The following is a 14,206-nucleotide window of genomic DNA, read 5'->3' as shown; positions in this document are numbered from 1 at the left end:
GCATCTTAGAACCTTAATATCTTAGCCACTCTCAAGGAACCGCCACCCGCATCTGATTAGGAAGAATTTCTACCTCTAAACGGGTCACTTCATCACAATATTCGCCATCTATTTGAAAACTTACCGGTGAATTCGTTGTGACAACTGCCTTATCTGTCGATATGATTTCAACGTCATCATTTTCAACAGGCATATTTCCAGACAGTATTTTACTGAAAACGATCAGGTCAAGGTTTTTGAGAATTACTATTTCAAATTTGCCATCGTTCATCACGCCATTCGGATTAATCGCAACACCGGTACCATATTTTTGGGAATTGGCCACAACTACCATTCTGGCTTCTGTTTCGATACGTCCGAGATGTGTTTCTATAACCGCATGAAAAGGAGGCTTGAGTCCGGCAAGCGTATTAAAAGCCTGTAAAGCATATCCCAATTTGCCACGGATACTGCTGTTTTCATAATTCTTTATCAATTCAGCGTTAATACCTATGTCGCTCAGATGGAGACTTTTTTTCCCGTTGATGGAAATCATATCCATTTCCATATAATTGTTATTGAACGCAATTTCCAGATTCTCTTCCAGACTATCCGGAAGGTTGAGGTCTACAGAAAGTCCGTTAGCAGAACCCGCAGGCAGTATTCCCAAAATTACATCATGATTTTCTACAGCTTCTGCCACCATCTTAATAGTGCCATCACCGCCAGCGATTATTATTCTTTCCGCCTTATTTTTCTCCTGAAGTTTTTGGATTTCAGACTCATCATTTTTTCCCGTTGTTTCATAAACAACCAAATGTATGTCCTGTTTAGCTGCATATTCTTTTGCTTCACCAATAATTTCTGCCTTATCAATATCACCGGATATCGGGTTAACTACCAGAATATAATTCTTTTGCGTGCTCATGGCTTGTGTATGCTATATTTTTTTGTAATTTGTTATATCGTAATATAAATATAAAACATTTATGAAGCCAATCCTAAAGTTATATCGAGGTTATGCAAATGATCAGGAATTAATTGTGATGGGGCATATTTTCAGACCAACGACTAAAGAAGATTACGATTTTCAAAAGAAAAATTTCAAGAATGCCAAATCGGTTATCCGCATGTTCCGAATCAAAACGCAAAAAAATGCTTCGATTTATCTGGAACACCAGGGCATGAAAATCCACACGAAAAGCTTGGATGATGGCTATTTCAAATTTTGCATCCCGTTGTCAAGGGATCTGGCTTATGGCTGGAACGAATATAAAGTCAGTACTTACCATAATAGTAAAGAAATTTCAAGCAAAGGCAGCTATATACGCCCCCATGAGGGCAACTGGGGATTCATATCGGATATTGATGATACCTTTTTGGTTTCCCATACCCGAAATCCTTTCAAAAAACTGTACATACTTCTTTTCAGGAACGTCAATGACCGAAAAATATTTGAAGATGTCGTACCCCATTATCAGGCTTTGAGTTCTGCCGGCAGAAACAGTGATGCGGAGAAAAATGCTTTTTTTTATGTTTCCAGCAGCGAATGGAACCTCTACAGATTCATTACCCAATTCACGGAACTACACGGTCTCCCTAAAGCTGTATTGCTTTTAAAAGACATCAAAACCAGCCTTACTGATTTTTTTCTTACCGGCAGGGGCAATCACGACCACAAATTCGAAAAAATCAAGCATATTCTGGAATTTTATCCCCATCTGAAATATGTATTGTTGGGAGACGATTCGCAACATGACCCGTTTTTATATGAAGATATCTGCAAGATTTTTCCGGTTACTGTCAAAGCGGTCTACATCAGGCAAACTGGCAAAAACAAAAAGAGCAAAGCCATTGAAGCTATGGCAAATATGGAAAGCATGGGAGTTGACACCTGTTATTTCAGGAACAGCAAGGAGGCGATTGAACATTCAGAACGAATTGGTATTACATCTCAGGATTTTCATGAAAAGCTATAAAAAAGCCGGAAACAAGTTCCGGCTGTATCTCTAGGCATTTTCAATTTCCATCTGAATCGCTTCCCATTCTTCCAAAAGATTATCCAGGTCTTTTTTCTTTTTATTATAGGCAATAAAAAAAGAAGCATCTTCTATATGTTTGTCATACTCGGACTCTAATAGCTTGTCGTCTTTCTGAATGTCAATTTCCAACTGTTTAATCTGGCTTTCCACCTTACTCAGTTTATTTTGAAGTGCTTTATTTTTTTTCTGTTCGTCATAAGACAACGGCTTTTCTTTGGGGGTTTCTTTCTTAACAACATCTTTCTTTTCCACTTCACGCATATTTTCAAGATTGCGCTGCTCTAAGAAGAAATTAATGTCACCCAAATATTCCTTTATCTTCTGATTTTTGAACTCATACACAATATTTGACATTCCCTGAAGGAAATCCCTGTCGTGAGAAACCAACAGCAAAGTCCCTTCATATTGTTGCAATGCTGCTTTCAATACATTTTTCGATTTGATGTCCAAGTGGTTTGTAGGTTCGTCCATCACAAGCACATTTATAGGCTGCAATAACAATTTACAAAGCGCCAGACGGTTTCTTTCGCCTCCTGAGAGCACTTTTACCTTTTTTTCGACATCATCTCCCCTGAATAAAAAAGAACCCAGCATATCGCGTACTTTTGAACGATTGGTATCATTAGCGGCATCCTGCATGGTCTGAAGCAACGTTATCTCACCATCAAGATATTCTGCCTGGTTTTGGGCGAAATAACCCAACTGCACGTTGTGTCCTAATTTTATGGTACCCGTATAGTCAATCTCGTTAACTATAGCTTTGATAAAAGTTGACTTTCCTTGTCCGTTCTGACCCACAAAAGCAATCTTACTGCCTCTTTCAACCAACAACGAAATATCTTTCAGAATCGTCTTGTCGCCATATTTTTTAGTTACATTTTCCGCTTCAACAACTACCTTCCCGGGAGTTACCGAAACCGGAAATGAAATATTCATAACGGAATTATCGTCTTCATCGACTTCAATCCTTTCAACCTTATCCAGTTTTTTTATAAGCGACTGCGCCATTGAGGCTTTTGAGGCTTTTGCCCTAAACTTCTCAATTAATTTTTCGGTTTCCTCAATTTTCTTGGCCTGATTTTTCTGAGTAGCTAATTGCTTCTCACGGATTTCCTGTCGCAATTGCAAATATTGCGTGTACGGTTTATTAAAATCATACGCTTTGCCTAGTGAAATTTCAATGGTTCTGTTTGTTACGTTATCCAAAAACATCTTATCGTGCGAAACAATGACTACAACTCCGGGGAAATTGCGTAAAAAACTCTCCAACCAAATAATCGATTCAATATCCAGGTGGTTCGTAGGCTCATCCAGCAACAATATGTCATTAGACTGCAAAAGCAATTTCGCCAGTTCGATACGCATTCTCCAACCTCCGGAAAAGGTTTCAGTCTGGTTATTGAAATCTTCTCTTTTAAAACCCAGTCCTAATAAAATCTTTTCTGTATCGCCTACATAATTGTATCCGCCCAACAAATCAAAACGATGCGTATAGTCAGACAAATCTTCAATAATCTGGCTGTACTCTTCGCTTTCGTAATCGGTTCGCTCGACCAGCTGCTTATTGATTTCTTCCAGCTTTTTTTCAACGATTTTTATTTCTGTAAATGCTTCATAAGCTTCTTCCAAAACCGTCCTTCCTTGTTCGAAGTCAATATCCTGACGAAGAAATCCTATTTTGACTTCCTTTTCAGTAGCTATGCTTCCTGTATCCGGAGCAATATCACGCGCCAAGATTTTCAGCATAGTAGATTTTCCAGCACCGTTTTTACCAACAAGACCTACCCTGTCACCGGCACCCAATCTGAATGTAATTTCTTCAAAAAGATAAGTACCACCGAAAGAAACTGACAAATTATGTATATTAAGCATTTATTATATTTTTTTTGTAATTGTATGTGTAAATTTGTAATGCCAAATACGGCAATCAAAATTTTTTGCAAATGTTAAAAAAAGGATCCAAATTATATAGTATTTTAACAGGAACTTGTCCTAAATGCCAGAAAGAGAACATGTATGTGGACAGAAACCCCTATAATCTGCCTGCCGTTTTCAAAATGCATGAAAAATGCAGCCACTGTGGTCAAAAATACAAGATAGAGCCTTCCTTTTTTTATGGGGCAATGTATGTGAGCTATGCCGTAGGAATTGCTTTTGGAGTAGCTGCTTTTGTTATCTCTTACTTATTTTTGGGCACTAACCTTAAAGTTGCATTTGTTGCCATTATAGCCACACTCATTATTTTTATGCCAATTATTATGAGGGTATCCCGAAATATCTGGATCAATATGTTTGTGGATTACGATAAAGACTGGGATAAAAAATAAGTTACCATTTTACTTTTTTGAATCGCAGGATATCTGCAGAATTGTCTATCGGTTTTCCAAATTCAATATTTTCAAATAATTGTTTTGCCATATCAGGCCCAATCATAACGCCCCTAGTGCCAAGCCCGTTCAGTAAGTGAAGGTTCAGATATTTTGGATGTGTTCCTACCAACGGCCTTCTGTCTGCCACTGTAGGTCTTATTCCGGCCAAATGTTCCACAATTTCAAAATCGCATTGCAGAATTTCCTTGCTGTTCTCTAAAAGCTGTTTTTTGGCTTCATTGGTCGGCTCATTGGTTTTGTCTGCCCAATTGTATGTTGCTCCTACTTTATACAAATCATTACCCAAAGGCAGCACAAATACCGATGCTTTGATTATGGCATCCAAGTCTAAATTTTTAGCTTTAATAATCAGCAATTCACCTTTTGTTCCCTTTAAAGGCAAGTGTCCAAAATAAGGATTGGCTGTCATTCCATAACCTTCGGCAAAAACAATATTTTTGGCCACAATATCCTTATATTGAATATGGCCTTCTTTAAATTCTATAACCGAATAATCAAAAGTATCTTCCCTTAGCAGATTACTTTCTTTCAGATAATTGCGATAGCTTGACAATAGTATCTCTGTATCGACATAGCCAGACTGCAAAACTTCACCAAAATTAAATGGCGAATCAATTGCCTTATATTTTTTGGAAACCAATTTTGAAGAAAGAAAAGGCGCCAATCCAACCTTATCTGTTGCCAGAAACCAATCATTCTGTTCTTCTACAGAAAAGAATTTTCTGTAGACCGGAGTAGTGAAATTAAATCGGGTATTCAGCTTTTTTTCCAGATTTCCATAAAAAACCTGAAGCAGGTCCAGTTGTTCCTGAGCTCTCCATACTCCGCTAAATCTTTTCAGAATAACCGGATTATACAATCCGCCTGCAACTTTAGAAGAACGTTGCGAATTATTCTCAAAAAACAAAATGGATTTATTGTGCAGTGAGGCTGTTTCGCCAAACGCAATTCCGGCCAATCCGCAACCGACTATCAAATAATCAACCATAGTGAAAAAATAAAAAAACTCTTGTCTAAGTTAGACAAGAGTTTTATTTGTATTGGAGAAATTTTTATTAATAATTCCACATATCCTGTTCGAAGTTGCGGATCTTATCTTTTATTCTTTCTGACTCTAATAATTGCATCTGAGCATTGTCTTTCATATACTCCTCAATCTTTCTGTCACCCATTACGTTCTCTTCCTGATAAATCACTCCATTAAAGCGGCGCGAATTCAATAAGTGGTCAAATGTAATTGGAAGCGCAGAGTTCTTGTCGTTGAAAGCTTTTGCTTCGTGAAGAACGTCACGTACTGCCGGGAAGTATACCCAAAACAATTCGATTGGATCTTCTTCCTCAGTTCCCATTGTATAAACGTCTGGAACTACCGGACAGATACCTTGCAAACGGTATTTTAATTCACCTTGACGTTTGTCAAAATACCAGTATCCTTTAATCTTGTAACCCATAACATTTGCCGGAGTAATATCTGTTTTCACGATATATTCCTCAGATATTTTCTCACCTGCGTTGTATTGCTCTCTACCTGCATCAGCCGTATCAATTTTTGATAGTGATGTTTCAATATCCTTAAGTGATTTTTTAGTAGTAAAATAACTGTCGTCATATACTTCAGTAATTTTTCCTGACTTCATGTTATCAACAAGGACTGCATAAAGCGATTTTCTGTCTGGCCCAAGGTTACCTTCAACCGGAAAATACATTGGAAAATTGATTCTCTCATCAAGATCAATAAATTCCCAAACCATTTTAGCCATTAGTACGTCACGATCGTGAACATATCCATAAGGTAATGGTTTATCATTATCGGACTTAAGCTGAGCTTCGGTTTTCTTTCCGATTTCTTGAGGAGTTTTCGCATTCAAAAGATTAGACTGTGCAAAAGACACACCAGAAACTAAGCTTAATGCTACTACTAATGAAAAATTTCTCCAATTCATTTTCTTATAATTTATAGTTTGCTAAGTTTAAAAACTCAAACTTTCAATAATTATTGTGTTATTTCGTAAGCAACTGGTGCTGTTTTAGGAAGCATAATATCAGCTCCTACAACTTTAGCCTTTATTTCAGAAATAATGACTACATCACCTCTACCTGCTTTTTGGATTGCCGCTTTCGCTCTAGCATCCATTTTGTTACCAGAAACCACAACTGTTGGTTGTCCTGGAACTTTGATGTTGAAACCAACAACATTTATACCTACTTCAAAATCGAAGTCTTCAAGAATAGCATTAACTGTCTGAACTTCAAGGTTAGATTTAGGACCTTTAACAGTACCTGTCTCTCTTCCTCTCAAGGCACCTGCTGGTCCAGGAATATTCTTAATTCTAAATACTTTCTTAGAATTTACAACTTTACCGTCATTTAATTTACCATTAACGTTGATAACAACTTCACGTCCTGCCTGAGGTCTCATAACATATGATCCTGACTTACCTGATTTTGCTAAACCAGGAGCAGAAGCTGTAACATTATTATCAGATACACCTGCAAACGAAATTGTCATTGGGTTATCAACACCACGGTAAACAACGTTCATTTTATCAGCAGAAATAGTAGCTTCGTTAGGTCTTGGAACTACAACGTATTTTCCTTCAAATTTCAAAGGAATGGTTTTTCCATCTTCCAAGAAAGTAAACTGACCATTGATAGATTGCTCACCAACACCACCAGCAGTTAAGGAAATAACAGCTTGTCCGTTTTCTAATTTACCAGGGCCTTGGAATGAAGTAGGTTTAGTATTTTCGTCATAACGACCTAATACGACTTTACCTTTTACGTTCTCACCTTGGAAATAAGCATTTTTCTCCAAAACAACAATCGCCTGATAGTTGCTATATGAAGCTGCCTGAACGGCTGCTTTTCCTAAAGCCGCACTGATTACATCAGATTCTGCTTTTTTAACATCACTTTGCCAAGCAGACAATTTAGCCAAAGAAGCGATTGCAGGGAAACCTTTAAAGTGGTAGTTCAAGAATTTATCTTTCAAACCATCTTTTGTAGTAACATCAGAAACATCAAATGATTTGTTTACCTGATTTAAGATAGCTGAGTATTTTTTCTCATTACCTAGTGCATTTTTCATCTCTGCCTTATAGGTTTCGATAGCACTCATAACTTCATTACCTCTTTTAGTATATCCATCACCAATGAACCAACTGTTATCAAGGTTATCACCTTTATCCATAGATTCGTATGGTAATTTACCGTTTTCTGGCTGAACACCTTTAAGTGTTTCAGCTTTCAAAGTACCGATAAAATCGTAAAATTTCTTAGTAGCAGCCTGAACTTTATGAGCTGTTTCAGCAGCTACAGCAAATTCTCCTTTAGCTTCAGCAGCTTTAGTATCCAAAGCTTGCATCATCTGCTCGTTAGTTAATTTTGCCGCTTCGTTCGCTGTTTCAAATTTTTCATTCATTAGTCCAAAAGCAGATAAAACTTCTTTGGACATATTTAGTGCCAACATCGCGATGAAAACCAGATACATCAGGTTAATCATCTTCTGTCTAGGGGTTAATTTTCCTCCTGCCATTTTTTCTAATTAGTTTATTTTTATTTTGTTAATGAAAAAATATAGTCTTAAACTAATTATCCTTTGTTACTCATTGCAGAAAGCATACCACCGTAAACATTGTTCAATGAAGCGATGTTTGCAGTCATAGATTGCATTTGTTCTTTTAATTTAGCAGCGTTGTCAGCGATTTCTTTGTTAGCCTCAGCATTTCTAGAAGCACTTTCCAATTGTACTTTGTACAAGCTGTTTAATGACTCCATTTGAGCTGCAGCCATAGATAATTCTTCGCTGTATTTTTTTGTAGCTGCAATTCCGTCAGCAGCCGGAGAAATTCCTTTAGCAGCAGATTCGAAATTTTTGATACTGTTTCCTAAGCTAGCCATTAATTCACCATCAATTTTAGCTTCTTTCAATAGGTTATCTAATTTTTGAGACAATAGACCTTGAGCTTCAGTTGGGTTTTCTTTTTTAGCTTCTTTCTTTTTAGCTTCACCTCCTGCTAATTCAGGATATACAAGAGTCCAATCAATTTCGTTATCTACAGGCTCGAACGCAGACAAAGCAAAGATAATCGCTTCTGTTACAAGACCAATAGTTAACATTACGTTTCCTGTTAGTGGTCCTATTTCGAAGTGGATGATCTTAAATAATGCTCCTACGATTACAACTGCCGCTCCCATACCGTAAGCGAAATTCATTGCTTTTTTGCTTAAAATTGCCATAATAATAAATAGTTTTTAGTTAGTTAAGTAAATATAATAATTATAAAGTTGGTTAAATTTTCTTATTTAGGTGTGTTTCCTGTATTTTGAACACCCATATAATCCTGTACGGTTCTGAAACCGATAAAGCTTCTTGCAGAATCAGCATATTCGAAGTCTCTTGTACTTACCTGCAAGAAATAAGCAACATCTTTCCAGGAACCTCCGCGTGTTACTTTACGCTCATTTTTAGCATCCGGCACGTTAGGGTTCATTGTAGAAACATATTCGTAAGATGATGCATCATAAGAAGAGTTTGTCCACTCCGCTACGTTACCTGACATATTATAAAGGTTATAATCGTTAGGCTCGTATGATTTCGCTTCTACAGTATACAAAGCTCCGTCAGCAGCGTAGTCACCACGGTTAGGCTTGAAGTTTGCCAGGAAACAACCTCTGTCGTTTTTAGCATAAGGACCACCCCAAGGGAAAGTTCCTGACTCAAGGCCTCCTCTAGCAGCGTATTCCCATTCTGCTTCTGTTGGAAGACGGAAAGAGTTGATTTGGTTTCTTCCTTTTTTCTTCGCCTTGATGTATGCGTTTTTGTATAATGTTCTCCAAGCACAGAAAGCTTTAGCCTGTTTCCAGGTAACACCTACTACAGGATAATCATCATAAGCCTGGTGCCAGAAGTAATCATTATGCATTGGCTCATTATAAGAGTAAGCGAAGTCTTTAATCCATACCGTAGTATCAGGATAGATTTCAATTGGCTCCGTCTTTTTATAGAAATCTTTTCTTCCTTTTTTCTTAACCGCATCGTTTAGATTCGCTTCAGAGTAACGGAATTTCAATTTTGAAACATCAATAGTTCTTAATCCGTTGTATGATTCGGCAGCAGGCAAGTACATTGAATCCATAACCTCAACATAATATTCATCCGGATATTTCTGAGGGTCTGTAATCAATTTTACTTTTTTATTCAGCTTTCTTCCCGCATACGGATCATCTCCTGTACCAACACTATAGTAATTCTCATACATATATTTGTCATAAGGAGACATTGTAGCCGGATCTGTATCATCAAACGCAAACTCACCGATACCACCAGTTCCTTTGGTCTGACCTACTTCTTCAGCAAGAATAGCCAAACGCATTCTGATAGTTGAGTCTTTCACCCAATTCACAAATTGCTTGTACTCGCTATTCGTAATTTCTGTTTCATCCATATAAAAGGATCGAACGGTAACCGTTTTTGTCGGAGCGTCCTGTACGTTGGCTAAATCATCATCTGATTTACCCATAATAAAAGCACCACCTGGAACCAGAGTCATACCGTATGGTTTTTCTGGATGCCATTTTCTGCCTTTCACACCTACTAACTCCCCTTTATCGCTCGAACCACAGCTTGTCAATATTGATGCTAATGCTGCTAATGCAATGAACTTCTTCATATAAATTTGGGTTATGATATATTCTTATTTTTTAAGGGCGTAAACCTATTTATTATTTTTCTAAAAAACAATTTTTTTATTAAAAATCCTTAAATAAAGTATAACATTGACCTAAGGATGTGTTAAAAAAAATAGGAACGTGCCGTCTATACTATATTTTTCCTTTGTGCCTTCCACCATCTTTCCGGGATTTCGTTGGCACAAGCACCTAAATAATCTTCATAAGTGCAAGGTAATAACGTATTTCTTTTTAATTTATTATTAACATTTGAAATAAAAGGTATTTCTATCCACCAACGTTCTGTTTTGTGGCTTTTAAAAAACACCAGTTCCTCGTCTTCTAAAGGCACAATGTATTTTAAATAGTTATCTCTGCTTCCAAACGGATACTCGTTCGAACGATAATGATAACCTTCAATAAAATACCACACAATCTGGGCGATCAGAACTGCCTCCTGTTTTGAATTATTGTGATTAAAAATGCCAAAAATTGAAACTTTATCGCTGATTCCTGCATATCTTGATAAAGAACAGATTTCTTTCCCGTTAAATCCGTTGGGTGTAAAAGTAATAAAATTACCGGAATCAGAAGATTTCACACATGTTAAATCTACACTCACAATATCCGCATCTCTGAAAACCGGCTCGGCTATTGAGATATTATTGGAAACTTCACCCAAACGATAGGCATCAAAGAATAATTTTTCTATTAAATCAATCTCTTCCTGTGAGTTATAATAGGTTTGATAACCCAGGTTGCTGTAATTAAAAAGATTGTTAGGTTCTTCAACAATCATTTTAGTAAGGTAGGAATTTGCAGAAAGTGGTCTATCGGCTGCTCCAAAGTCAAATTTACTATCGATAGACGCAACATTTACCATTTGTTCCAATTCATCAAAGGCTCTGTATAGCGGATAGGTCAAATCCTGTGAACCACCAATAACTATCGGAATGATTTTGTTTTTCAACAAATAGGCTGTCACTTTTTTTAAGGCGAAATAGGTATCTTCTATATCGTTGCCAGCCAAAATATTTCCCAGGTCTGCAATTGATGCTTCCCAGTTTCCCGGAAATAATCCATACAGTTCCTTGCGGATATGCGACAGCTTTGTATTTTCAATTTCAATATGGGCACCTCTGTTTTCCTTCACTCCCACAATTGCGAGTCTGATTTTGCTTAAATCAGGAAAGTCTTCTCTGGTATGCAGTACTACCTTGCTTCCTAAATTCTGGGAAGACAGTCCGTTAATAAACTCCAGTATCTCTTCATCTAAAGGAGTCAGAAAATCAAATTCCATATATTATTTCTTTTTTACAGTAGTTTTTTTAGCAGCCGGCTTTTTCGTAGCGGTTGTCTTTTTTGCCGCAGTCTTCTTTGCGGGAGCCTTCTTCTCAATCATATCTTTTACTTCGTCCAAAGTAAGTTTGGATGCATCAACATCTTTACTCAATTCTATCTTGACCTTCCCTTTGGTAATGACTGAACGTCCCCAACGCGCTTTTTCAACCCGGATTCCGTCTTCTTTCCAATCATGAATTACCTTATCAATCTCTTTTTGGAGCTTGTCCTCTATCAACTCAGTAATGTCGGATTGGGAAAGATTGTCGAAATTGTATTTTTTGCTGACATTAATAAACATGCCATTCCATTTGATAAAAGGTCCGAAACGACCCACTCCTTTTTGTACCGGCTCATTTTTATACGTTCCGATTGGAGCATCTGCCTGTTCTTTTTCGGCTATCAATTCTTTGGCACGGTCAAAAGTAACATCCAAAGGATCTTCTCCTTTTGGAAGCGAAATGAACATTTTTCCAAATCGCACGTAAGGCCCGAAACGACCATTGTTAACTTCTACCTCTTCACCTTTATAATCTCCTAATTTTTTAGGCAGCAAGAACAAATTCAAAGCTTCTTCCAGAGTAATATTTCCAATATTCTGGTCAGCCATCAGACTTGCAAATTGCTTTTCATCATCTTCCGCATCACCTATCTGAGCCATTGGACCAAATTTACCCAAACGAACGCTTACCGGTTTTCCGGTTTTCGGGTCCGTTCCCAGAATTCTCTCTCCCGATTCTCTCTCTGCATTGGCTTCAACATCTTTTACATTAGGATGGAACTGGTCGTAAAACTCCTGCATCATCTTTGCCCAGTTTACATTTCCTTCTGCAATTTCATCAAAATCCTGCTCAACTTTTGCCGTAAAATTATAATCTAATATTCTTTCAAAATTCTTTACCAAGAAATCGGTCACAATAACACCAATATCGGTTGGAACGAGTTTTCCTTTATCAGAACCTGTATTTTCCTTTAATACTTTTTCATCAACTTTTCCGGACTGTAAGGTCAATTGTGTATATTTTCTTTCCTGCCCGTCCAGATTTCCTTTTTCAACATAATTTCTATTAATAATAGTAGAAATGGTTGGCGCATAGGTCGACGGACGTCCAATTCCAAGCTCTTCCAGTTTTTTAACTAAAGAAGCTTCCGTATACCTTGCCGGCGGTCTGGAATAACGTTCTGTTGCAGTGATATAATTGTTCTGAAGTTTTTCATTCACTTTTAAAGCCGGAAGCATTCCTTCCTGTTCTTCGTCTTCATCATCATGTCCTTCCAGATATACTTTAAGAAATCCTTCAAAAAGCAAAACTTCTCCGGTTGCGGCAAACACCTCTGAATGGTTATTGGCTTCAATTTTTACATTGGTTCTTTCCAATTCGGCATCGCTCATCTGCGAAGCCAATGTTCTTTTCCAAATCAGGTCATAAAGTCGGGCCTGGTCTCTATCAATATTCACCGTATGTCTTGACATATCTGTCGGACGGATGGCCTCGTGAGCTTCCTGGGCACCTTTGCTCTTATTGGCAAAAGTTCTGGGCTTTGAAAATTCCTTACCATACGATTTGATGATTTCTGCCTCAGCCGCATTTATGGCTTCATTCGACAGATTGACACTGTCTGTTCTCATATAGGTAATCAATCCCGCTTCATAAAGCCTCTGGGCCAATTGCATCGTTACCCCAACCGGGAGGTATAATTTTCTTGCTGCTTCCTGTTGCAAAGTGGAAGTAGTGAAAGGTGCTGCCGGTGATTTTTTGGTAGGTTTCGTTTCTAAATCTGATACCTTATATGTAGAACCTATATTTTTATTCAGGAAATCTTCGGCTTCTTTTTTTGTATTGAAATTCTTTGGCAGTTTCGCCTTAAATGTTTTTCCTGCTTCATTTGAAAATTCTGCTACTATAGAGTAAGAAGCTACGGCTTTAAAGTTTTGGATTTCTCTTTCTCTTTCTACAATTAATCTTACTGAAACTGACTGTACTCTTCCGGCAGAAAGCCCGCCTTTTACTTTTCTCCATAAAACCGGAGAAAGCTCATAACCCACCAATCTGTCCAGGACTCTTCTTGCCTGCTGCGCATTTACCAAATCGTAATTAATCCCTCTTGGATTCTCAATCGCTTTTTGGATTGCCGTTTTGGTAATTTCATGAAAAACAATCCTTTTTGTTTTTGATGGTTCTAACTTTAATTCTTCTGACAAATGCCACGAAATGGCTTCTCCTTCACGATCCTCATCACTCGCCAGCCAAACCGTATCTGCTTTTTTAGAAAGATCCTTGAGTTTTTTCACCAATGCTTTTTTATCAGGAGAAACTTCATATTTTGGAAGAAAGCCATTTTCAACATCTACTCCTATTTCTTTAGAAGGCAAATCTGCTATATGTCCATAACTGGACTCTACCTGATATTCGCTCCCTAAAAACTTCTCAATGGTTTTTGCCTTTGCAGGCGACTCAACAATCACTAAATTCTTTGCCATAATGCTTCTGTTTGTGTCGCAAAAGTATATGAATTTTTTAAATATTGCATTTCAGAAAATTTTAAAAGTAAAATTATTAACTCCTAACAGACTTCTGAGAAAGAGCAAAACACTGATTCTTAAAAGATTGAAAATACCATATAAATTTTAAGAAGCCATACCTTATATAGACACCCTTTACCTCCTATCGGCTTCCTTTTTATGTTAAACATTCGGATTTCATAACCGATTTTCATTTCTTATTTATAAATTTATGCAAACATATTACAAGATTTTTCCTACCATGAATCCAAACTAAAACG

General features: G+C 37.3%; 11 protein-coding genes. 2 read left to right on the top strand and 9 right to left on the bottom strand.

Translation table 11 applies throughout. The features are described from left to right. Positions 1–31: 31 nt before the first annotated feature. Complete coding sequence (locus BGO88_RS08960) at positions 32–907, bottom strand: diacylglycerol/lipid kinase family protein (protein WP_101471370.1); 876 nt, start codon at positions 905–907, stop codon at positions 32–34. Between the two features lie 61 nt (positions 908–968). Here BGO88_RS08960 and BGO88_RS08955 point away from each other — a divergent pair, with 61 nt between their 5' ends. Then, complete coding sequence (locus BGO88_RS08955) at positions 969–1,958, top strand: App1 family protein phosphatidate phosphatase (RefSeq protein ID WP_101471369.1); 990 nt, start codon at positions 969–971, stop codon at positions 1,956–1,958. A 30-nt stretch (positions 1,959–1,988) separates the two neighbouring features. Here the strand turns inward: BGO88_RS08955 and BGO88_RS08950 are convergent, their stop codons facing one another. Then, positions 1,989–3,893 carry an ABC-F family ATP-binding cassette domain-containing protein gene (locus tag BGO88_RS08950; protein ID WP_286706641.1) on the bottom strand — a complete coding sequence of 635 codons (1,905 nt, stop codon included), beginning with the start codon at positions 3,891–3,893 and terminating at the stop codon, positions 1,989–1,991. A 71-nt stretch (positions 3,894–3,964) separates the two neighbouring features. Here BGO88_RS08950 and BGO88_RS08945 point away from each other — a divergent pair, with 71 nt between their 5' ends. After that, positions 3,965–4,348 carry a DUF983 domain-containing protein gene (locus tag BGO88_RS08945; protein ID WP_101471367.1) on the top strand — a complete coding sequence of 128 codons (384 nt, stop codon included), beginning with the start codon at positions 3,965–3,967 and terminating at the stop codon, positions 4,346–4,348. Between the two features lies 1 nt (position 4,349). On the opposite strand, the gene BGO88_RS08940 is transcribed toward BGO88_RS08945, so the two are convergent. From BGO88_RS08940 to topA, 7 genes are all read right to left on the bottom strand, one after another. Further along, on the bottom strand, positions 4,350–5,399 hold the full coding sequence (locus BGO88_RS08940) for an NAD(P)/FAD-dependent oxidoreductase (protein WP_286706640.1): 1,050 nt from the start codon (positions 5,397–5,399) through the stop codon (positions 4,350–4,352). Positions 5,400–5,466: 67 nt separating this feature from the next. Further along, positions 5,467–6,354, bottom strand: coding sequence for a type IX secretion system ring subunit PorN/GldN (porN, locus tag BGO88_RS08935; RefSeq protein WP_286706639.1), 888 nt, complete (start codon positions 6,352–6,354; stop codon positions 5,467–5,469). A gap of 50 nt (positions 6,355–6,404) precedes the next feature. Beyond that, a complete protein-coding gene (porM, locus tag BGO88_RS08930; protein WP_273236827.1) occupies positions 6,405–7,946 on the bottom strand; it encodes a type IX secretion system motor protein PorM/GldM in 1,542 nt (513 codons plus the stop codon). Positions 7,947–8,002: 56 nt separating this feature from the next. After that, positions 8,003–8,650 (bottom strand): type IX secretion system motor protein PorL/GldL, encoded by a 648-nt coding sequence (gene porL / locus BGO88_RS08925; RefSeq protein ID WP_056068390.1) that lies wholly within the window; start codon positions 8,648–8,650, stop codon positions 8,003–8,005. Between the two features lie 62 nt (positions 8,651–8,712). Continuing rightward, positions 8,713–10,083 (bottom strand): T9SS ring complex lipoprotein PorK/GldK, encoded by a 1,371-nt coding sequence (porK, locus tag BGO88_RS08920; RefSeq protein WP_056068388.1) that lies wholly within the window; start codon positions 10,081–10,083, stop codon positions 8,713–8,715. Positions 10,084–10,229: 146 nt separating this feature from the next. After that, positions 10,230–11,381, bottom strand: a complete 1,152-nt coding sequence (locus tag BGO88_RS08915) for a formimidoylglutamase (protein ID WP_286706638.1) — start codon at positions 11,379–11,381, stop codon at positions 10,230–10,232. 3 nt (positions 11,382–11,384) lie between these two features. After that, positions 11,385–13,904: a type I DNA topoisomerase gene (topA, locus tag BGO88_RS08910; protein ID WP_277016341.1), complete on the bottom strand. Its 2,520-nt coding sequence runs from the start codon at positions 13,902–13,904 to the stop codon at positions 11,385–11,387. Between the last annotated feature and the right edge of the window lie 302 nt (positions 13,905–14,206).

The organism is Flavobacterium sp. 38-13, from assembly GCF_001899155.1.
Taxonomy (GTDB): domain Bacteria; phylum Bacteroidota; class Bacteroidia; order Flavobacteriales; family Flavobacteriaceae; genus Flavobacterium; species Flavobacterium lindanitolerans.
Note: the sequence above shows the minus strand (reverse complement) of the source record. Positions and strands in the feature narration are given on the sequence as shown.